This window comes from Peribacillus sp. P4_D6 (assembly GCF_056401795.1).
This window is the reverse complement of sequence record NZ_JBFUIQ010000042.1, coordinates 1-19720: the sequence shown is the minus strand read 5'-3', so window position 1 is coordinate 19720 and position 19720 is coordinate 1. Positions and strand designations below refer to the sequence as shown.

The 19720-nt window shown below is 41.9% G+C and carries 24 protein-coding genes; 13 read left to right on the top strand and 11 right to left on the bottom strand.

The window, feature by feature from the left end; translation table 11 throughout:
• Positions 1–22 precede the first annotated feature (22 nt).
• Positions 23–772 carry a sporulation protein YunB gene (gene yunB / locus AC1DVB_RS14495; protein ID WP_034310166.1) on the bottom strand — a complete coding sequence of 250 codons (750 nt, stop codon included), beginning with the start codon at positions 770–772 and terminating at the stop codon, positions 23–25.
• A gap of 86 nt (positions 773–858) precedes the next feature.
• Positions 859–1845, bottom strand: coding sequence for a M23 family metallopeptidase (locus AC1DVB_RS14490; protein ID WP_400450178.1), 987 nt, complete (start codon positions 1843–1845; stop codon positions 859–861).
• A gap of 187 nt (positions 1846–2032) precedes the next feature.
• Between AC1DVB_RS14490 and lipA the strand changes: the two genes are divergently transcribed.
• Entirely contained in the window at positions 2033–2947 is a 915-nt protein-coding gene (gene lipA / locus AC1DVB_RS14485; RefSeq protein ID WP_034310172.1) for a lipoyl synthase, read from the top strand.
• 39 nt (positions 2948–2986) lie between these two features.
• Here lipA and AC1DVB_RS14480 read toward each other — a convergent pair whose 3' ends face one another.
• A complete protein-coding gene (locus AC1DVB_RS14480) occupies positions 2987–3649 on the bottom strand; it encodes a YhcN/YlaJ family sporulation lipoprotein (protein WP_477589715.1) in 663 nt (220 codons plus the stop codon).
• Between the two features lie 113 nt (positions 3650–3762).
• Between AC1DVB_RS14480 and AC1DVB_RS14475 the strand changes: the two genes are divergently transcribed.
• Positions 3763–4038 (top strand): YutD family protein, encoded by a 276-nt coding sequence (locus AC1DVB_RS14475; RefSeq protein WP_034310177.1) that lies wholly within the window; start codon positions 3763–3765, stop codon positions 4036–4038.
• A 30-nt stretch (positions 4039–4068) separates the two neighbouring features.
• Here the strand turns inward: AC1DVB_RS14475 and AC1DVB_RS14470 are convergent, their stop codons facing one another.
• Entirely contained in the window at positions 4069–4356 is a 288-nt protein-coding gene (locus AC1DVB_RS14470; RefSeq protein WP_477589713.1) for a cytosolic protein, read from the bottom strand.
• Positions 4357–4426: 70 nt separating this feature from the next.
• On the bottom strand, positions 4427–4693 hold the full coding sequence (locus AC1DVB_RS14465) for a DUF3055 domain-containing protein (RefSeq protein ID WP_034310182.1): 267 nt from the start codon (positions 4691–4693) through the stop codon (positions 4427–4429).
• A gap of 345 nt (positions 4694–5038) precedes the next feature.
• Here AC1DVB_RS14465 and AC1DVB_RS14460 point away from each other — a divergent pair, with 345 nt between their 5' ends.
• Complete coding sequence (locus AC1DVB_RS14460) at positions 5039–5476, top strand: DUF86 domain-containing protein (protein WP_048688255.1); 438 nt, start codon at positions 5039–5041, stop codon at positions 5474–5476.
• A 24-nt stretch (positions 5477–5500) separates the two neighbouring features.
• Positions 5501–6268 (top strand): TIGR01457 family HAD-type hydrolase, encoded by a 768-nt coding sequence (locus tag AC1DVB_RS14455; protein WP_034310188.1) that lies wholly within the window; start codon positions 5501–5503, stop codon positions 6266–6268.
• A 60-nt stretch (positions 6269–6328) separates the two neighbouring features.
• Here the strand turns inward: AC1DVB_RS14455 and AC1DVB_RS14450 are convergent, their stop codons facing one another.
• The gene (locus AC1DVB_RS14450) at positions 6329–6826 is read right to left on the bottom strand and encodes a phosphatidylglycerophosphatase A family protein (RefSeq protein WP_034311650.1); all 498 of its coding nucleotides are present in this window, start codon (positions 6824–6826) and stop codon (positions 6329–6331) included.
• Positions 6827–7030: 204 nt separating this feature from the next.
• On the opposite strand from AC1DVB_RS14450, the gene yutH reads away from it, so the two are divergent.
• From yutH to thrB, 5 genes are all read left to right on the top strand, one after another.
• A complete protein-coding gene (gene yutH / locus AC1DVB_RS14445) occupies positions 7031–8032 on the top strand; it encodes a spore coat putative kinase YutH (RefSeq protein ID WP_057278053.1) in 1002 nt (333 codons plus the stop codon).
• A 105-nt stretch (positions 8033–8137) separates the two neighbouring features.
• Positions 8138–9052 (top strand): L,D-transpeptidase family protein, encoded by a 915-nt coding sequence (locus AC1DVB_RS14440; protein WP_239859706.1) that lies wholly within the window; start codon positions 8138–8140, stop codon positions 9050–9052.
• 192 nt (positions 9053–9244) lie between these two features.
• The gene (locus AC1DVB_RS14435) at positions 9245–10543 is read left to right on the top strand and encodes a homoserine dehydrogenase (protein WP_034310194.1); all 1299 of its coding nucleotides are present in this window, start codon (positions 9245–9247) and stop codon (positions 10541–10543) included.
• A complete protein-coding gene (gene thrC / locus AC1DVB_RS14430) occupies positions 10540–11601 on the top strand; it encodes a threonine synthase (RefSeq protein ID WP_230134726.1) in 1062 nt (353 codons plus the stop codon). The genes AC1DVB_RS14435 and thrC overlap by 4 nt, the downstream gene beginning before the upstream one ends.
• Positions 11598–12542, top strand: coding sequence for a homoserine kinase (thrB, locus tag AC1DVB_RS14425; RefSeq protein WP_145506534.1), 945 nt, complete (start codon positions 11598–11600; stop codon positions 12540–12542). Before thrC ends, thrB begins: the two co-directional genes overlap by 4 nt.
• A gap of 191 nt (positions 12543–12733) precedes the next feature.
• Here thrB and AC1DVB_RS14420 read toward each other — a convergent pair whose 3' ends face one another.
• Positions 12734–12970, bottom strand: coding sequence for a NifU family protein (locus AC1DVB_RS14420; RefSeq protein WP_034310199.1), 237 nt, complete (start codon positions 12968–12970; stop codon positions 12734–12736).
• Positions 12971–13134: 164 nt separating this feature from the next.
• Between AC1DVB_RS14420 and AC1DVB_RS14415 the strand changes: the two genes are divergently transcribed.
• A complete protein-coding gene (locus AC1DVB_RS14415; RefSeq protein ID WP_034310202.1) occupies positions 13135–13464 on the top strand; it encodes a YuzD family protein in 330 nt (109 codons plus the stop codon).
• A gap of 71 nt (positions 13465–13535) precedes the next feature.
• Here AC1DVB_RS14415 and AC1DVB_RS14410 read toward each other — a convergent pair whose 3' ends face one another.
• Entirely contained in the window at positions 13536–14603 is a 1068-nt protein-coding gene (locus tag AC1DVB_RS14410) for an NAD(P)/FAD-dependent oxidoreductase (RefSeq protein WP_048687320.1), read from the bottom strand.
• A gap of 288 nt (positions 14604–14891) precedes the next feature.
• Here AC1DVB_RS14410 and AC1DVB_RS14405 point away from each other — a divergent pair, with 288 nt between their 5' ends.
• Complete coding sequence (locus AC1DVB_RS14405; protein WP_034310204.1) at positions 14892–15128, top strand: YuzB family protein; 237 nt, start codon at positions 14892–14894, stop codon at positions 15126–15128.
• Positions 15129–15418: 290 nt separating this feature from the next.
• On the opposite strand, the gene AC1DVB_RS14400 is transcribed toward AC1DVB_RS14405, so the two are convergent.
• Positions 15419–15802, bottom strand: coding sequence for a DUF2225 domain-containing protein (locus AC1DVB_RS14400; protein ID WP_156404385.1), 384 nt, complete (start codon positions 15800–15802; stop codon positions 15419–15421).
• Between the two features lie 258 nt (positions 15803–16060).
• Here AC1DVB_RS14400 and AC1DVB_RS14395 point away from each other — a divergent pair, with 258 nt between their 5' ends.
• Positions 16061–16423, top strand: a complete 363-nt coding sequence (locus AC1DVB_RS14395) for a HesB/IscA family protein (protein WP_057278048.1) — start codon at positions 16061–16063, stop codon at positions 16421–16423.
• Positions 16424–16510: 87 nt separating this feature from the next.
• Here AC1DVB_RS14395 and AC1DVB_RS14390 read toward each other — a convergent pair whose 3' ends face one another.
• Both AC1DVB_RS14390 and AC1DVB_RS14385 read right to left on the bottom strand, forming a co-directional pair.
• Positions 16511–16819 carry a hypothetical protein gene (locus tag AC1DVB_RS14390; RefSeq protein ID WP_477589708.1) on the bottom strand — a complete coding sequence of 103 codons (309 nt, stop codon included), beginning with the start codon at positions 16817–16819 and terminating at the stop codon, positions 16511–16513.
• Positions 16820–16951: 132 nt separating this feature from the next.
• A complete protein-coding gene (locus AC1DVB_RS14385; protein WP_034310210.1) occupies positions 16952–17944 on the bottom strand; it encodes an NAD(P)/FAD-dependent oxidoreductase in 993 nt (330 codons plus the stop codon).
• Positions 17945–18418: 474 nt separating this feature from the next.
• On the opposite strand from AC1DVB_RS14385, the gene AC1DVB_RS14380 reads away from it, so the two are divergent.
• Positions 18419–19633, top strand: coding sequence for an NAD(P)/FAD-dependent oxidoreductase (locus tag AC1DVB_RS14380; protein ID WP_328118306.1), 1215 nt, complete (start codon positions 18419–18421; stop codon positions 19631–19633).
• Positions 19634–19720 lie beyond the last annotated feature (87 nt).

Here is a 19720-nt window from a genome sequence, read left to right as displayed (position 1 = left end):
CCTCAAGGATAAGCTGGTTTTTTCATTCCTTGTTTTCCTTCATGATGGCAGGTGCAACCGAGCCGTTTCCGTTACTGAAATAACTTGGAACATCACCTTCGATCAGCAGGCTTCCGACTGTCACTTCCTGGCTTACCTTGGTCTCCTTCGTGAAAGAAGGGATGACGATTTGAATATTGACATCAAAGTCCACAATCAATTCATAATAAACATTATTGATGCCTGCGTTTGTCAGTTTTGTCCTCAAATCCGATTCAACATTCCCGATGACTGACATTTTCACTGGGATTTCAGGTCCGTAATTGGAAAGGAGGTTATTCCCGGTTACGACACCAAATGGTATATAATACACCACACTTTTATATTGTTCATCATTTATTTTGGCTGAACCTGTTTTAAAAGGGTTTCCCTGTTTGATGCCAAGCTTCTTTTGAATATCCTTCGTGATGTTAGCCCGCAATTCACTATATATGACTGGATTGAAGCTATAGGAAGAACTGGAGTCCTCACCCCCCTTGGTGTTGGTGATGATTTTGTTCATGTCAATCTTGGCTATATTCTCATCAACCGATTCATGAATCGTTTCGGTTGCAATCCTTTTAATTTCATATTCGGCTACACTCATGATCACGGGTTCGATCGATTTGTCCACGTACCAAAGAGTCATGATGCTTGATATGATGAACAGGATAAATGAATAGAGAAATACTTTTCGGGTGGGAAGAGGCCCCTTTTTTCGGAATTTCTTCGTTCGAAATCTTTTTCGGAACACGCTTTAGCCCCCTTTACTAATAACTATGCATCAAGTTCAGGGGTTTATGTTCGAATCAAAAAAAAGCAGCGTAAAATTCACGCCGCTCACCATTTCTTTTTAGCCAGATCTTTCCTTTCCCACAATTTTAAATAGGGGTAAGGGTCAAAGCTCCATTCTGTGATTCCGTTGTCTTTGTACATTCCGTAATGAAGATGAGGAGGGAATTTTCCGGAAGTTCCTGGAGGACCGTAGCCCGTACTGCCGACACCCCCGATGACTTGTCCGGGCTCAACGATTTGACCGACTTTCAACCCTTTGGCGAAGCCGCTTAAATGGGCAAAGTAATGATAGGTATTATTTAAATCCCGTATCCCGATCCTCCAACCGCCGAATTTATTCCAGCCTTTCATTTCAATGATTCCATAACTCGTGGAACGAACGGGAAGGCTATAATCCGCAAAAATATCAGTGCCCTCATGGATTCTCCTTCCGCCCCATCCGCGAGCGCTTCCCCATGTATTCAAGTACGTATAATGAGTCCGTACTGGAACCGGGAAGGCTTTTTCATGTAGATCCAACCTGTCGTATTTCTTATAAATCTCGGCATTGCCCATAATGATGCTGACGGCTTTATCGCGTTTATAATAATCCCACAAGCCGATCCGGATATTATCTTCATCTGCACCATATGCTTGGAGATGCTTAGAAAAAGCATACAATCGATCGGTATCATTAGTGATATCCGCTTTGCCATCACCATTGCCATCCTGGCCCAACCCATCAAAAAATGTGATCGTGAGCGGGTTCACATCGTTTAAGTCAGGATTGAGAGCCCCGCTCCACTTTGAAGGCTCGATGTGGATGCCTATAAAACCTTTTGCCGGCTCTAAATCCCTTCTTGCGGCCCTTAGGCTGTGCTCATATTGATCTGCTCCAGCAAGGTAATACCACGGGATTTGGAGGGCAGCCTCCATATTTTTATATAGCGCCATTCTCCCGGCATAAACATCAGGGGTATCGGCAGCATTGGCGACTTGGCCTGGTGCCAAGATAAACAAACAAGTTATCGTTAGAAGGAATAATTTTTTCAACGGGGCAGGCTCCTTTCATGATATTCTCCGTTATTAAAAGACATCAGTCCATCCATCTTTTATAGTTTTGCTGATTTGGCAATAAACATGAAAAATAAATAATGGGAAACCAACTATAACTTGTATAAATGCTTTTTTATTGTTAAAGTAGGGTGTGTTAATTTCTATAGAATGGAGTGGCATTTTCATGTCTTCTAGAAATAAAGAAATTCTTCGAAAACCAGATTGGTTGAAAATAAAGCTTAATACTAACGAAAATTACCTCGGTTTAAAAAATATGATGCGCGAGAAAAATCTTCATACTGTCTGTGAAGAGGCAAAATGTCCGAATATTCACGAATGCTGGGCAGTGAGAAGGACGGCTACTTTCATGATTCTAGGTGAAATCTGTACAAGGGCTTGCCGTTTTTGTGCAGTAACAACCGGACGTCCGAATGAATTGGACTGGGCTGAACCGGAGCGTGTTGCCGATTCCGTTGTTTTGATGAATTTAAAGCATGTCGTCATTACAGCTGTTGCCCGTGATGATTTAAAGGATGGAGGCGCTGAAGTTTTCGCTGAAACGGTCCGTGCCATCCGTCGCAAAAATCCATTTACATCAATTGAAGTATTGCCGTCTGATATGGGCGGGGTGTTTGAAAATATCAAGACTTTGATGGATGCTAAACCGGATATCCTGAACCATAATATAGAGACTGTCAGAAGTTTATCCGACCGTGTACGGGCTCAGGCCAAGTATGATCGTTCATTGGAGCTTTTAAGAAGAGCCAAGGAACTGTATCCGGAAATACCGACAAAGTCCAGTTTAATGGTGGGGCTGGGTGAAACGCGTGAGGAAATCCTTGAGACAATGGATGACCTAAGGGCCAATAATGTGGATATCATGACGATCGGCCAGTATTTGCAGCCGACTAAAAAGCATTTAAAAGTGCTGAAATACTACACGCCTGAAGAATTTGCCGAACTGAAAGAACGTGCATTGGAAAAAGGATTCAGCCATTGTGAATCAGGTCCGCTTGTCCGTTCATCCTACCATGCGGATGAACAGGTTAATGCTGCGGCAAAACATAAGCAGAGCAAAGGTGAAGAATTATTGAAATAGAGTGAAATAAAGGACCGAAAAAATTCGGTCCTTTTGTATTCAACGGTTATCCATTTTTTGATGGATGTTATCGTGATGATCTCTTGTATCGTTAACCATTTCGCCGTTTTCATTTTCACCGTCACTCATTTTGTATCCTTGAGGCGACTTCAGCATTCTTTTGATGGTCTGTTCAATCGTATAGTCAATCCCTCTGCTGCCGGATTTCACTGTAGCGAAGTTCTCGACATCTTGGGCAAGGGTTTGATAATCATCACTGACATAGACATGATAGTAGCGAGGCACGACGGACATGGCAGTACGTTTAACCTGGTCTGCGGTTTCCGTCCGATCCTTTGCATTGGTATCATATACGACAAGCACTTCCTCATCAGTAACGAGGGTAGCGGCATCATTGACATTTGGAATCTGAACACTCAGTTTAGAGATGACATCAGAAAGTTGTTCACGGTCAATGGAAGCAGCTTTGTTGGAAATGTTACGGCCGTCAATGGTTGCACTATTTGTGCGGGTAAAACCGAAATCATCACTTTTATTGTCATTATTACGATAATCCTCGTCATAATATTGAGTTGGATTATTTACGTTTGTTGGGTTACCGGCATTGTTTTTTGCCCCGAGACCCTGATCTTTATCTTTATCAGCACATCCGGTTAGTGCAATAATCGAGCTTAAACCTATCGTTATTATCGTTTTTTTCATCAATAACACCCCCATAACTTTAGGATGAACATATTTCTCTATTTTTCGCTTAGTAATTGATGGGGAATCAGTTATAATTTAAAGAAGGAATGTATATATGAGAGGTGAAAACAATGATTAACATCAATAACATGACCTATGAAATAATCGAGGATGAAAGGGAAGGCTATAACGAAGAAGCGTTTAAAGCCAGATACAGTGAGATTTTAACGAAGTATGATTATATAGTGGGCGATTGGGGTTACGGGCAATTGAGGCTGCGTGGATTTTTTGATGATTCCAATCAGAAAGCCACCTTTGATACGAAAATAAGCACGCTTAGTGAATATTTATATGAATACTGCAATTTTGGCTGTCCTTATTTCGTCGTGAAGAAAATAAAGAAATAAAAAGGCCAGAATTCACTCTGGCCTTCCATGTTAAGAGTTACCATATCCTTTATATGGAGGCTGTTCGTCTTTTTCTGATTCATCATGTGTCGGATGTGCCCCAGGATATTGTCGAGGCATACCCTCATGTAACGATTTATTTTCATAATTAAAGGCACTTTGATATCGTTGCCCTTCCTGCCACGGGGTATTTTTATTCTGAACTGGTTCATCTTTTGCTATGGCTGATCCAAAAGGTCCTTCGGGAAATTCTTCAGGAATTAAATAATCCCTTTGTTTTTCGACATTGGAAAAATCGTGGTATTCTTCTTTGTCCAAGATAATCCCCCCTCATGTAATCGGTCTTACACTCAGTAGGTTTCCCGTTTAAGCTAAAAAACTTCAGCACTCAGACGATTTCCATTAAAAAGTGACGAAGTTCTTCGGCTTCCGCTTCCGACAATTGAAAGGCATGCTCAAGATAGCCTTCCTCTTCCAAATCATCAGGCCCAATAATCGCGAAACGGTTACTCTGCATATTTAAAACAAGCTTCTTTCCATAGAAACGATCGGTTGCAGTAATGGCCAAATCGAATCTTGATTCCTCTCCCATGAAGCTTATGAACCGGGTTTTTGAATCAACGACGTCATTGTATAAATAAAAGCGATCTTCCATAGTATCATTCCCTTCGTATCTTCACATTTGTAGTTCCATCATAACAAAGTGACTTCAATAGGGGAACAGACATTTTTCGGGGCTTCCGGCTGAAGAACTTCGCTCCGGCAATAATGGCATTCATCGATTAAATGAAAATGGCAAGAATATAAATGGAATCGGGGAGTGTGCGTCTGGAAATGCCCCCCTTAGAAAAGGCAATGTGTGGTTGAAGGAATTGAGAGTAAGGGAGAAGCTATGGTATTATCAAGGAATAAGGTTGGTTCGGTACAGCGTTTTTGACTATGCCGCTCATTCAACCAATGATTCCCTATATCATCTTAGATCAGAAAGGATCTGGAAAAAATGTACTTTGTAGACCGCCAAAAGATTGAACAAATATTAGGTTTTCTCGAAAAGCAGCTTGGACTTTTTGAGGGGCAGGATAATTGGGATGGAGACCATTCGGAACTTATCGCTGAAAGGCTTATACAAACTTCCATCGATTCCGTGTTGGATGTAGGAAATGCGGTAATTGATGGTTTCATTATGCGTGATCCAGGAAGTTATGAGGATATTATCGATATCCTTCAAGATGAAAAAGTGATTTCAGAAGAAAAAGCGATGCAATTCAAAAAGGTTTTGCCATTAAGGAAAATGCTGGTTCAAGACTTCATTGAAGTGGATCACAAGGAACTGCATGCCGTATTTTCGGAAAATATCGAGGCATTCAAGCAATTCCCTGATTTGGTGAGGAACTATTTAACGAATGAATTGGGACCTGTTTCAGCTTTTAAAAACTAGCAGCGTTAGGAAGGCGAATTTCAAATGAAGTCGTATAAAGGATATTTAATTGACTTAGATGGCACCATGTATCGCGGAACGGAACAAATTGCGGAAGCGGCAGGGTTTATTAATGACTTAAGGAAAAGGGATATCCCTTATTTATTCGTCACCAATAATTCATCCCGGACTCCGGCACAGGTAGCGGATAAATTGAGAAGCATCGGCATATCGACGGAGGATGACCAGGTTTTCACGACAAGCATGGCCACTGCCAATTACATAGCTGAACAAAAGAAAGGTGCATCGGTCTATGTGGTGGGTGAAGAAGGCATAATCGAGGCTCTTAAGGAAAAAGGAATGAAGCTTGTGGAAGAGCATCCCGATTATCTGGTCATGGGCATCGACCGCGGCATCAATTATGAAAAGCTGTCAAAAGCCTGTCTTGCTGTAAGAAATGGTGCTGTTTTCATTTCGACCAATGGTGATATTGCCATTCCTACCGAGCAAGGCCTTTTGCCTGGGAATGGTTCCTTGACCTCCGTTGTTTCCGTTTCGACCCAGGTACAGCCGATTTTCATTGGAAAGCCAGAATCCGTCATAGTGGAGCAAGCCCTAAGAGTATTGGGGGTTCCTAAAGAAGAGACAATCATGGTTGGAGATAACTATGATACGGATATCCTTGCCGGCATTAATGCTGGGATCGATACACTGCTTGTACATACTGGCGTAACGACAAAAGAACGTTTAAAGCAATATAAGGAGCAGCCTACGCATGTGGTGGACACCCTTGACTTATGGCGCTTTGAATGAAAAAACCAGGTCTGCGAATGCAGCCCTGGTTTTTTTCATGTCGTCAATATCATTCGTTTACTATTCCGCATTTTCGGTTCTATGGGCAAGCCGGCTTGAAGCGGCCGCGGCAATTGCCCCAACGATATCATCTAAAAAGGTGTTCACCTTACCTGTGCTTTTATCGTTTAAATATTTTAAGATACCCGGCTTTTGTTTATCGATGAAACCATAATTGGTGAAGCCGATGGATCCATAAACATTCACAATTGAAAAAGCCAATATTTCATCGACCCCATATAGGCCTTCATCTATTTCAATGATGCTCAGCAGAGGCTCCTCGAGCAGTTTTTTCTCAGCCAGAATATCCAACTGTATGCCGGTAAGGATGGCATTTTGGACCTCGCGTTTTGAAAGGACCCGTTCGACATTGTGAAGGCAATCGGACATTTGGAGATTTTCATGGTAGCCGGATTGTAAATACATGACAAGCTCAGCGATATCCTCCAATTTCACTCCTCGTTCAATTAGCCATTTCCGAGCTGTTTTTTCAGACATTGATTGTTCAATATTAGCCATTTCATCACCCATTTCTCTATATTTTAAAGGGAGTTCTAATGCAGGTAGTTTGATTTGATTAAACTGAAAACCTATGGAGGATGTTCTGATTGGAATTTCTAATAAGGTTTCGATAATCATTCAGAAAACGGGTTATTCCACATATATATAAGAATATGATGTCCAATATTTCTATTATATCCATTTGATGAAGGAGGCCATTCCATGATAGAAGAAATCATTTTTAATAATTATGGCATACAGGTGGAGCTTGAAGAAGCCAATGTCAGGTTTCCAAGCTTCCGCTCAGGAAATATGGTGTACAGTATTGTTCCCATTGAAAATATGGAGCAGGAGGAATTAGTGGAACGGTATAAAATGTCTCAACATCTGATTTCACAAGGTGATCGTCACGTATCCGCCTTTGTCCTTGCCAATCATGGAAGTTATGTTTCGGAAGCGGATGAACAATTATTCATCCTTCTCGCCAATCAGGCATTGGAAGGTCCGAGAAATTTCAATCCGGGAAGACGTCTGGCAAGATTCCATCAGCGTGGGAGAACGATTAATGAAACGATTCGAACTTGTTCAAGGATCGGTAAATGGAAAGAACTCTGGGAACAAAGGATCGATCAGTTAGAAAAGATTTGGCGGGATAAGCTCAACGCCCATCCTGATAACCAGTTTGAAAAATTATTTATAGAAACCTTTCCCTATTATATGGTCCTAGGTGAAAATGCGATTCAATATTTAGTCGACACGGAAATTGATGATACCCCGCAAATTGTCGATAGCGGAACGGTATGTTATGAACGTTTTTTACATGATACCTGGAAAAGCAATAAGTGGATGAAAAATCCGTTCGATTGGGTATTCGACCACGGAACCAGGGATGTCGCTGAATGGGTGAGGGAACATTATTTTCAAAATGTGCATACCCATCAGCGGGGCATTGGCCATTTCTTTCACGAATACCAGTCCATAGAACCCTTATCCAGTTTTTCAGCCCGGTTGTTATATTCGAGGATGCTGTTTCCCATTCATTATTTTGAAACGGTGGAAGAGTATTTTTCAAAAACGACGGAATCAAGGTCGAATGAATTGGAGGATAAAATAGCTTCGATCACGAAATCCTCCCAACAATATGAGTCCTTCCTCAAACATTTTTATGAATTGGCAGAGGTCCCTGCCAAGCATTATGATTTGCCTAAAATTGACTGGATTTAGATAAAAACGGGAAAGAAATATGATTCATTCTTACTTACTATGTTATGATAATAACAAGATTTTTTAGAATAATTAGATATTTAATCACTGCGGAAGGATGGGATCATGAAAAGATTGATGATGGCCGCCGTTATAGCCTTTTTAATCATCCAAACGGCGAATCTTGCGAAAGCTGAATCGAAAACAAGTTGCGAATCGACTCAATTCAAGATTGTCATGAAGTCTGAAGCGGATGTGAAAGAAAAGGCGTCGGCTGCAAGTAAAACGTTAAAAACGTATAAGAAAAATAAAGAATTATCGGCAAGCGGGAGAACTGGAAACTGGTATGAAATCTGTCACGCAAATAAGTCTGCATATATCAATATGGCAGATGTAAAAGAGGTTTTCAGTACTGATGAAAAAGCGCTTCTGAAGAAATTCGATAGGAGGAAAGGCGTTAACCAAGTTGTATCGGCGACAGGTAAATCGATGAGTGATACGAAGGTAACGATCCAAACTTATGAGAAGAAACAAGGGGAATGGCGCCGGGCATTGAAGAAGATGGAGGGTGTCATTGGGAAGAACGGCTTCACGAAGAGCAAAAAAGAGGGGGATGGGAAATCCCCGGTTGGAATTTATTCCTTTGGTACGGCCTTTGGAAGCGAAACGAAGCCGGCCGGAATGAAAATGGGTTATAAGAAAACGACCAAATATGACTACTGGATTGATGATCAGACATCCAAGGATTATAACAAGTGGAAAACCTATAAAGGAAATCCTGCAGTTAAATGGAAGTCTTTTGAAAGGATGAATCATGAACTGTATAGGTATGGAGCGGTCATCAATTATAATACGGATCCCATCATAAAAGGAAAAGGCAGTGCAATCTTTCTCCATATATGGAGAGGGGGTACAAAACCGACGGCGGGATGTACAGCCACGGCCGAAAGGAATGTCCTCAGTTTACTGAAATGGATGGATCCCGTGCAAAAGCCACATATTGTAATGGGTACAAATGATTCATTGAAGAGCGTTAAGTAATAATCATCAAAATGGTTTTCCCATAAAAAAAATAAACGTTACCCGTTCTTACTCGTTCAAGGGATGGACGAAAAAAGTTCGTGCATCCATCTTTTCTAACTATTGATAATTATGTGAATTAAACTTATAATGTCTACTATACAAATACAAATGTTTTCTACAGACAAACAGTTTTTAAGGGGGAACCAAAATATGAAAGCCATCTCGATCGGTTTATTGGGGTTAGGTACAGTCGGATCAGGAGTCGTACAAATCATTGAAAGCCACCAGGACAAGCTCATGCATCAAGTGGGCTGTTCCATATCCATTAAGAAGATACTAGTGAAAGACACGACGAAGGAGCGGCTTGTCGCGGTCGAAAAAGGAATGTTAACGGACAATCCTGAGGATATCCTTTCGAATCCCGAGATTGATGTTGTAATAGAAGTGATGGGCGGAATCGAAGAAACACGCGGCTATCTAATAGAAGCGATAAAAAATAAAAAGCATATCGTTACGGCCAACAAAGACCTAATGGCCTTACATGGACCGGAGCTGTTGGAATTGGCCACCGATAATCAATGTGACTTGTTCTATGAAGCAAGTGTTGCAGGGGGAATTCCGATTTTACGCGGTCTTGTCGATGGGTTATCTTCTGACCGCATCACGAAAATGATGGGAATCGTCAATGGAACGACAAACTTCATTTTAACGAAAATGAGCAAGGAAGGCAGAGCTTATGATGACGTATTGAAGGAAGCCCAGGAGCTGGGATTTGCTGAAGCCGATCCGACAGCCGATGTAGGCGGATTGGATGCGGCCCGTAAAATGGCAATCCTATCAACACTCGGGTTCTCAATGAACATTGGCTTAAATGATGTTGAGGTACAGGGCATTACCGAGATATCAGAAGAGGATTTGAGATATAGCAAGAAGCTTGGTTATACAATGAAATTGATCGGGGTCGCTTCCAGGGCAGGGGATAGGGTCGACGTAAGTGTCCAGCCTGCACTTCTTCCGGAAGCACATCCGTTGGCATCGGTAAATAATGAGTATAATGCTGTATACGTTTATGGGGAAGCCGTAGGGGAAACGATGTTTTACGGACCGGGGGCTGGCAGTCTTCCTACTGCGACTGCAGTCGTTTCGGATATGGTGACGGTCATCAAGAATATGAGGCTGGGCGTAAATGGCCGCAGTGCCGTTGCACCTCAATACCCGAAACAATTAAAAGATGCCACTGAAATTTTCGCTAAATTCTTCATTCGGTTACATGTTCAGGATGAAGTTGGCGTTTTAGCCAAAATCACGAATTTATTTGCCGAGCACGGGGTAGGATTCGATAAAATCCTTCAATTGCCGCTGGATGAAAAGGAATCTTCCGAAATCGTATTAGTTACGCATACTGCCACAAAGGCTGCATTTGAGCAAATAATACAGAAATTACATGATTACAATATGGTAAGAGAAGTGAAAAGCACATACAGAGTTGAAGGAGAGGACATCAAATGAGCTGGCAAGGACTTATAAGCACGTATAAAGATTTTTTACCCGTCAATGAAAACACGCCTGCACTAACCCTTTTGGAGGGCAATACACCTTTAATCAGACTGAATCGTTTATCCGAAGAGTGGGGAATCAACTTACATGTAAAATATGAAGGAGCAAATCCAACTGGGTCATTCAAGGACCGCGGAATGGTCATGGCCGTCGCCAAAGCGATAGAAGAGGGCAGCGACACGATCATCTGTGCATCCACAGGGAATACATCAGCAGCTGCAGCAGCTTATGCGGCCCGTGCCAACCTGCGCTGTATCGTCGTCATCCCGGAAGGTAAAATAGCCATGGGCAAACTTGCTCAAGCCGTTATGTATGGAGCGGAAATCATCTCGATCGAAGGCAACTTCGACCAAGCTTTAAAGATTGTCCGTTCGCTTAGTGAGAGTTCACCGATAACTCTTGTGAATTCAGTCAACCCATACCGGATTGAAGGGCAGAAGACAGCCGCTTTCGAAATTTGTGATGCTCTCGGCTCCGCACCGGATATTTTGGCGCTGCCAGTCGGGAATGCAGGGAATATAACGGCTTACTGGAAAGGCTTTAAGGAATATAACGAATCGAAACAAACGGGCCTTCCTGAAATGAGAGGGTTCGAAGCTGAAGGAGCGGCTGCAATTGTCCGGGATAGCATTATTGAAAATCCAGAAACGATCGCAACGGCCATCAGGATTGGAAATCCTGCAAGTTGGAAGTTTGCAGTGGAAGCGGCAAATGAATCCAAAGGCAAAATTGATGAGGTGACAGACGAAGAAATTCTGGAAGCCTACCATTTCCTTGCTAAAAAAGAAGGGGTATTTGCAGAGCCGGCATCATGTGCTTCCATTGCAGGTATCTATAAACAATTAAAAAGCGGTGAAATCAAAAAAGGAAGTAAGATTGTTGCTGTATTGACTGGAAATGGATTGAAGGATCCGAATGTGGCAGTCAATACAAGTACGATTCAACCTACATTGCTGCCAATGGATGAAGAAGTCATTTTAGAACATCTGCAAGGTGTGAAACAGGCATGAGTGCGGAATCAGAGATGTTCTTGATCCGTGTACCAGCAAGTACGGCCAACTTAGGGCCAGGTTTCGATTCCATCGGCTTGGCGCTGGGACTTTACTTGGAAATACACGGATCTCCATCAGATCATTGGGAAGTCGTCCCGCTTTCAGAGGAAATGTCTGTTTTTCCAAGGGATGACCGTAATTATATCGTCCAAATTGCCAAGGAAACGGCGGCTTCCTATGGAAAGGAACTTTCCCCATGCCGGCTTTTCGTCTCAAGCGAAATTCCACTGGCGCGCGGGCTTGGAAGCAGTGCATCTGCCATTGTGGCGGGAATTGAATTGGCGAACATCGTTGGTGAGCTTCATTTATCAAATGAGGAGAAGAATAGGCATGCTTCCCTCTTTGAAGGGCATCCCGATAATGCGGGGGCATCTGTGTATGGTGGATTGGTTGTGGGCCTTCATACGGAGGAAAGGACGGATGTCGTGTCATTTCCAATCGAGGGAGTTAAGGTGATCGCTGTCATTCCCCATTTTGAATTGCTTACTGAGGATTCAAGAAATGTCCTTCCGAATTCGCTTTCCTATAAAGATGCGATAAGCGGGAGCGCAGCCGCAAATGTAATGCTTGCAGGAGTTCTATCGAAAGATTGGAAACTTGTTGGTGAAATGATGCAAAGTGATCGTTTCCATCAGCCATATCGAGCGGAGTTGGTCCCTCATTTAGCGCTTATAGAAGAAGTCGTCCACAATGAAGGCGGATTTGGTGCGGCATTAAGCGGAGCAGGACCAACCGTTTTATGCTTGGCATCTCCAGAAAAAAGTGAAGGTTTGCTCACTGGATTGAAGGATAGATTTCCGGAATTCCATGTGAGGGAATTGGAAATCGATAATGATGGAAGTTATACGGCAATCCTTTCTGAACAGGAAAAAAAGGAATTGAAGTTTTTGAAATCGTGAGCCGTGTTCATTTGCCATATAAAAAAGCTGACCCGTGTCAAGCCGTATCAATTCATTTGATAGGGCAAAAGCCGAGTCAGCTTTATTTTTATTACAGTCCGCAAAAAGATTCCGGCCTGCATGAAAAAAGGTTGAACGTGTATAGATGAAGTGATCCTTCATCCATACGCTGCATGTTATTTAAAGGGCTATTAGAAAACTTGTTCAACTTCCACTACACCAGGAACTTCTTCAAGAAGGGCACGCTCAATCCCAGCTTTTAGCGTAATGGTCGAACTAGGACAGCTTCCGCAAGCTCCTAGTAATCGTAATTTTACAATTCCATCTTCTACGTCAACTAGTTCACAGTCACCGCCATCACGAAGAAGAAACGGACGAAGCTTATCTAGGACTTCTTGAACTTGAACTTCCATTGTTTGTTCAGACATTGCAATCGACTCCTTTCCTAATCATATTATAATGCGAAGGTAATAAAAAATCCAACTGTAACTTTGCGGAAATATAATCTATATTATTCTGGTATGATGGAAACAGGTGAAGTTTTAAACATTATTCAAATGAAGCAACTATAATAAACTGAAGGAGGAAGAGTATGGTAAGGAAAGATATTGAGATAGAAGTGTATGGAGCGGAGCAAATTTGCGCCAGTTGTGTGAATCTCCCCTCTTCGAAAGATACCTGCGAGTGGCTTGAAGCCGCTTTAACGAGAAAATTTCCTGAGCAGCCATTCAAAATATCCTATATAGATATGTATAACCCACCAGAAACATTGAAGCAAAAGAGCTTTGCCGAGAAAATGATCGAGGAAGATTTATTTTATCCACTGGTCCTCATCGAAGGTGAAATCATTGCGGAAGGAAATGTCCGTCTCAAAAAAGTGGTGGAAACTATGGAGAAATATGGATACTCAGTGCGAGTGTGATATATAATGGAAGAAATAAGAAAAACTGACCCATGAATGGGCTGCATGCAGCTCATTGGGCCAGTTTATAATCAACCGTTATGGTATTTATACATCCACAGAATGCCTGATTTCATTAGGCGTGCCACTCTGCCGGTGATTGGGCGATTTGCAACAAGACCAAAACCTTGTTTCTTCCCAAGGGAACCTAATGTTCCTTTTAATTTCATGGTAGGGAAGCTTTCAGGAAGTGGTTCATTTGCCCATTTCTTCACAAGGACTTGGACGATTTGCTCAGCTTGGGACTCCGCTAATTGAGCACTAGGTGCATGAGGCAGGCTCGCGCAGTCGCCGACTACAAAGATGCTGTCATCATTAGGAAGGAAATGCTGAGGAGTCAGAACGGCTCTTCCTTGACGGTCTTTTTCAATATCCATATCGCGGATGATCTTGCTTGGCTGAATTCCAGCTGTCCATACGATGACGTCGCTTTGAACGGCTTCGTCGCCATTGTAAAGAAGGTTTGGTTCAACTTTCGTAATATTTGAATGATGGACGATTTCGATGGTATGTTTATCGAACCATGATTCGACAAAAGTACTTAATCTTTCTGGGAAAGCAGATAGAATATGCGGTCCACGGTCAAATAGCTTAACGTTTAAATCTGAACGGCTTTCAATCAATTCACTTGCAAGCTCAACACCGCTCAGTCCGCCACCAACGATAGAAACGGTTGCACCGGCACCTAAATTATTCAAAGCTGAATATGTGCGGCGTGATTTATCGATTGTTTGGATACTGTAAGTGTGTATGTCTGCACCAGGAATATCGTGGTATTTGTCTTCGCAGCCAAGGCCAATGACTAAATCATCATAAACGACAGGATCTTGATTTTCTATAATGACCTGTTTATTTTCCATGTCGATGGAAAGTACTTCTCCGTATACGTTCTTCAAGCGAGGATGTTCAGGAAATGCAACACGGATGTGCTGATCTGGAATGGTACCTGCTGCTAAAGCATAATATTCCGTTTTTAAGCAGTGATAAGGATTACGGTCGATAAGCGTGATGCTCACATTTTCAGGAAGCTGATTAGGCAGCAATCTTTGCAACATGCGCATACCACCATACCCGCCACCAAGTATGACTAGATTCTTCATATGATTTTTTCCCCTTTATTTGATCTCTTGAAAAATTTGATTAGCACTTAACTATAGGATTCCCCGAAATGGTCCCCTTAAAAGTTTAATTAAATATATATACCCCAATTTGTAGTAAGAATAAAAAATTAGATAATTTTCTTTTTTTACGTACCCCGACAAAAGTATAACGAATATAAAAGGAAATCACAACCGATATCTTGAAATAGGCTTATTTTTTATGCGTAAATATTGACTGTTAATGGGAAAAGTAATAAGATGGGTTGTTAGTAACTGTGAGGTGAAACAATGTACCCGATTATTGAATTTTGCGTAAGCAATCTAGCCAGCGGGGCTCAGGAGGCTCTCGAAAGATTGGAGCGGGATCCGAATTTGGATATCATAGAATATGGTTGTCTGGGATATTGCGGCAGATGCTCCAGTAACTTATATGCACTTGTAAACGGTGAAGTGGTTTTTGGTGACACAACGGATGAATTGGTAGATAAAATATATAAGTACATTGATGAATTTGAAATGTCTTAATCATCAACGGCGGATAAAAGGCTGTTCCTGGAAGGGACAGCCCTTTTTTTATCAGTGCTGCAGCATAGGGGTGGATTGTTTCCTGAGTCCGTTTGAATTCCTGGCCATCTGGATGAGGGAGGTTTCCCGGGCATTTTTTTGGGGCACGAATGGAAAGTACTTGATGGCTGCCTTTTCATTGCCTATCTTCCTTGAGATTTCTCCAGCGAGATAGGATCCTGGCTTCGGATACCTGGGTGCCGCTGAAGTCCCCTGTTGAATACGATGCTTCATATTCCTCTAGGGCGAACTTAAAAATCTTTCTTCTTGTTCCTTTTATATAACCAGGCTATCCGTAAACAGATTCCAGCAAGGACTATATGTTTTTCCTTTTTTAAAGCTCCGTAATAACTCGCCAGCTTGTATGTATTGATCGCGTCTTTAATGGATCTTTCTTTGCTAAAATGATGGGGAACCCAATGGGAGCTGACTTTTTCCAAAATGATTTCCATTGTAGTGGGGGGAGTACCGGGAAAAATCCTGGAACAAGAAAAGCCGCAGTGAGGGCATACAAAAATATTATAGTAAAGTGAGTTTACGGCTGAATCAGCATGAATGGGACAAAAGTCCGTGTCATATTTAGCTACTTTTACAAAACGTGACCGTACCTTTTTATTGGACGATTTTGTTTGCATAAAAGGCAATGCATGATTTTGTCTTATAAAGGATATATACTTTCGATGGTGATTACCCCATATTGTATTTTTGGATTGGATTCAATGAATTGATCCATTATACCTATACCTATTGTTGTTAACTAATCTTAGTTGGTAAAATAGGTGGGGGAATATGAATTTTTCCAAGCTGGAAAATTGAGCGCGGGAATTTCTTTGGTATATACTATAAAGAGAAATGGTTCTATCTCACATATTCAGAAGAAGGAGGGATTTATTGTGAGTGAAGTTGTTCAAGTAACGGAAGCTGCCGCTTTTCAGATAAAAGAAATGATGAAACATAATGGTGAAGAGGGTTCCTTTTTAAGAGTGGCCGTTAAAGGCGGAGGCTGCAGTGGATTATCCTACGGAATGGGCTTTGAACAAGAGCCCGGAGAAAAAGATAGCCAGTTGGAACAGTTTGAAATTAAGATCCTTGTTAATGCCGAGGATGCAGATATATTGAATGGAACGGTAATTGATTATAAGCAAACGATGATGGGCGGAGGCTTTACGATCGAAAACCCAAATGCCATCGCATCATGCGGTTGCGGGTCTTCCTTCAAAACGGCTAAAAATGCCGGTACGCCGGAGAACTGCTAAGTAAACTCCAATACATCGGAAAAAGGGGGCACTTTAATAAGTGCCCCCTTTTTTGTTTTTTACAAGAGGGATTAGGATGGTCTCATCCTAACACGAGACCAGTTTAATGGCTCCATTCTTATCCACAGCTGTCGTTTTATCCGGCCCAGTTTCGGGTCCGGATCCGGCGGCAAAAATGATGGCTTCCATGTTATCCACTGCTTTATCCACATTTCCCTCTAAATCTGCAAGGATTGGATGCCCGCCGAGTTCTTTCATCGTTTGAGCCTGTTTCTCTTTCCTGGTCATCCCGTATTCGGTCATTTGCAATTTTTTGATAATTCCCCAATGATCTGCTTTCCGTTCGTTCCGTTGGCCCCTGCAATTAAAATATTCTTGGATGCATTCCCCTTTCATGGCTTCTTCTACTCTGTACCCATAGAATGAATAGGGTAAGCACTGTGGATAACTAATTGAAAAAACTTATCCACAATCATCGAATTGGGGACAAAAAAACCGGCCATGAAAGCCGGTTTTTGCGTACTATAATTAAAACATGGAAGAACTGTGCATCGGCTGAACTTTTGCTTTTGGGTCAATATATTGTTTGGCGTGATTGACGGCAGTGGGTGCCTCACCAAAACCACTGGCAATCAATTTTACTTTGCCATCATAGGTTGCAATATCGCCTGCTGCATAAATACCCGGGATATTCGTTTCCATTCTGGAATTCACCAAAATGCTGTTCTTCTGGATATCAAGTCCCCATTCCTTAATGGGACCAAGAGAAGAAACGAAGCCGTAATTGACGATGACTGCATCTACATCCATGGTCTCTGTATCGTCACCATTTGTATCCTTGATGACAATTGTATGGATACGTCCGTCTGTACCAATCAACTCTGCAGGTATGTATGGAGTCTTTATTTCCACTTTTGAATTTTTAAGTGTTTCTACACTATGTTCGTGGGCACGGAACTTATCTCTTCTGTGAATGATGCTCACTTTCTCGGCAATCGGCTCCAGCATTAAGGCCCAGTCCACTGCTGAATCCCCACCGCCGAAGACGACCACTTTTTTGCCGGCAAAATGATTGAGGTCATCGATGAAATAGTGAAGGTTGCCGTTTTCATATTTTTTTGCATCTTCAATTTCGATGCGGCGGGGTTGGAAAGCCCCATTTCCAGCTGTGATGATAATCGTTTTGGAGTAATGGATTTCTTTATCAGTCGTTAACTTGAACACTCCATCGGCTTGCTTTTCCACTTCTTGAACGGCTTGCTCCAGGACGACATCCTGTTCGAACTTTGCCATTTGTTCTTTCAAATTATTCACTAGCTCCTGAGCTCGCACTTTGGGGAAACCAGCGATATCATAGATGTATTTCTCAGGATAAAGGGCCGACAATTGTCCGCCTAATTGTGGCAGGCTCTCGATGATTTTTACGGATGCCTGTCTCATTCCTCCATAAAATGCAGTGAATAATCCAACCGGGCCTCCGCCAATGATTGTAATATCATAAACTTTTTCATTAACTTCCAACGTTATCCCTCCGATATACTAGGTTTGCTGAAATTTATTCTCTTATTTTAACATAGATGATCTTTTAAAAAACGGAGAAAGTTAGAAAAGTGGGAAAGTTTTGACTATATTTGTGCAGTTTCCTGATGAATGTTCTGCATCCGCTTTCAAATCCGGGTGAAATTACCCTTTGCCAATGTTGAGCATATCGTATAAATATGGTCGCAACTGGGTGAAAAGTAATGTTTTTCGGCTATATTTTAACCCGAAAAAGTTCGGTTTGTTACTTGAAAAAGGTAAGGAAAAAGACTAATATTTACTTAGATATCATTTGGTAAATTTTTTATGAATTTTTTATGACATTTATGAAGTGTTACGTGAAATACGTCACAAATGTATAAGAGTGCTTTTTATAATGGAAATTATAAAGATAGACAATATATTTTAGTTATGGAAAGCATCACAAGAAAATATCGTAAAGGTGGAAGAATACTTTTGAAAAAGCCAACAATCGTTGTTTTAGGAGCAGGTTATGGTGGATTGATGACTGTTACTCGCTTACAGAAGGCGTTAGGTCAAAATGAAGCAGAAATCGTATTAGTTAACAAAAATGATTACCACTATGAAACAACATGGCTGCATGAAGCATCAGCTGGAACGCTTCATCATGATCGTGTGCGCTATCCAATCAAAAGTGTCATTAACAGCAAAGTTAAATTCATCCAGGATTCAGTTTTGGGAGTGAAAACGGAGAACAAAAAAGTCATCCTTCAAAACGGCGAAATTTCTTATGATTACTTAGTGATTGGTCTTGGACCTGAATCGGAAACATTCGGAATCCAGGGGCTAAAAGAATATGCTTTCTCTATCTCTAACGTGAACACGGCACGTAAAATCCGTGACCATATCCAATTGCAATTCGCGACGTACAGTACTGAGGTCGAAAAGAATGAAGACCGCTTGACGATCGTTGTTGGAGGAGCAGGATTTACGGGTATCGAATTCCTTGGCGAATTGGCTAACCGTGTCCCTGAACTTTGTAAAGAATACGACATCGATTTCCAAAAGGTCCGCATGTACTGTGTGGAGGCAGCCCCAGCCGTCCTTCCTGGCTTCGATCCGGAATTGGTGGATTATGCAGTATCTTACCTTGAGAAAAAAGGTGTGGAATTCAAAATCGGCACACCGATCAAGGGGGCGACTCCTGAAGGCATCATCGTGGCAAAAGGCGAAGATGAAGTGGAAGAAATCAAAGCGGGCACCGTTGTATGGGCAGCTGGAGTACGTGGAAACTCCGTGATAGAAGCTTCCGGTTTTGAAGCTATGCGCGGACGTATTAAGGTGAATCTTGACATGCGGGCACCGGGGCATGACGATATCTTCATCGTAGGGGATTGCGCTTTGATCATCAACGAGGAAATTAATCGTCCATATCCACCTACTGCACAAATAGCGATGCAGCAAGGTGAAGTCATTGCGAAGAACCTGACTAAATTGGTTCGTAACGAAAGCGACCTGGAAACGTTCACTTTCGAAAACAAAGGAACTGTATGTTCACTCGGTGAAGATAATGCGATTGGTGTTGTCTTCGGCAAGAAAGTTACAGGTAAGACTGCATCATTCATGAAGAAAATGGTTGATAACAGGGCATTGTTAATGATTGGCGGAGCCTCACTTGTTGCTAAAAAAGGTAAATTCAACGTCCTTTAATTTTTTCGATAGATCAATAATGGCCATTTGGGGATTGTCCCTGAATGGCTTTTTCATTGGCAGCCCATCCATCGATGAGTGTGTCAT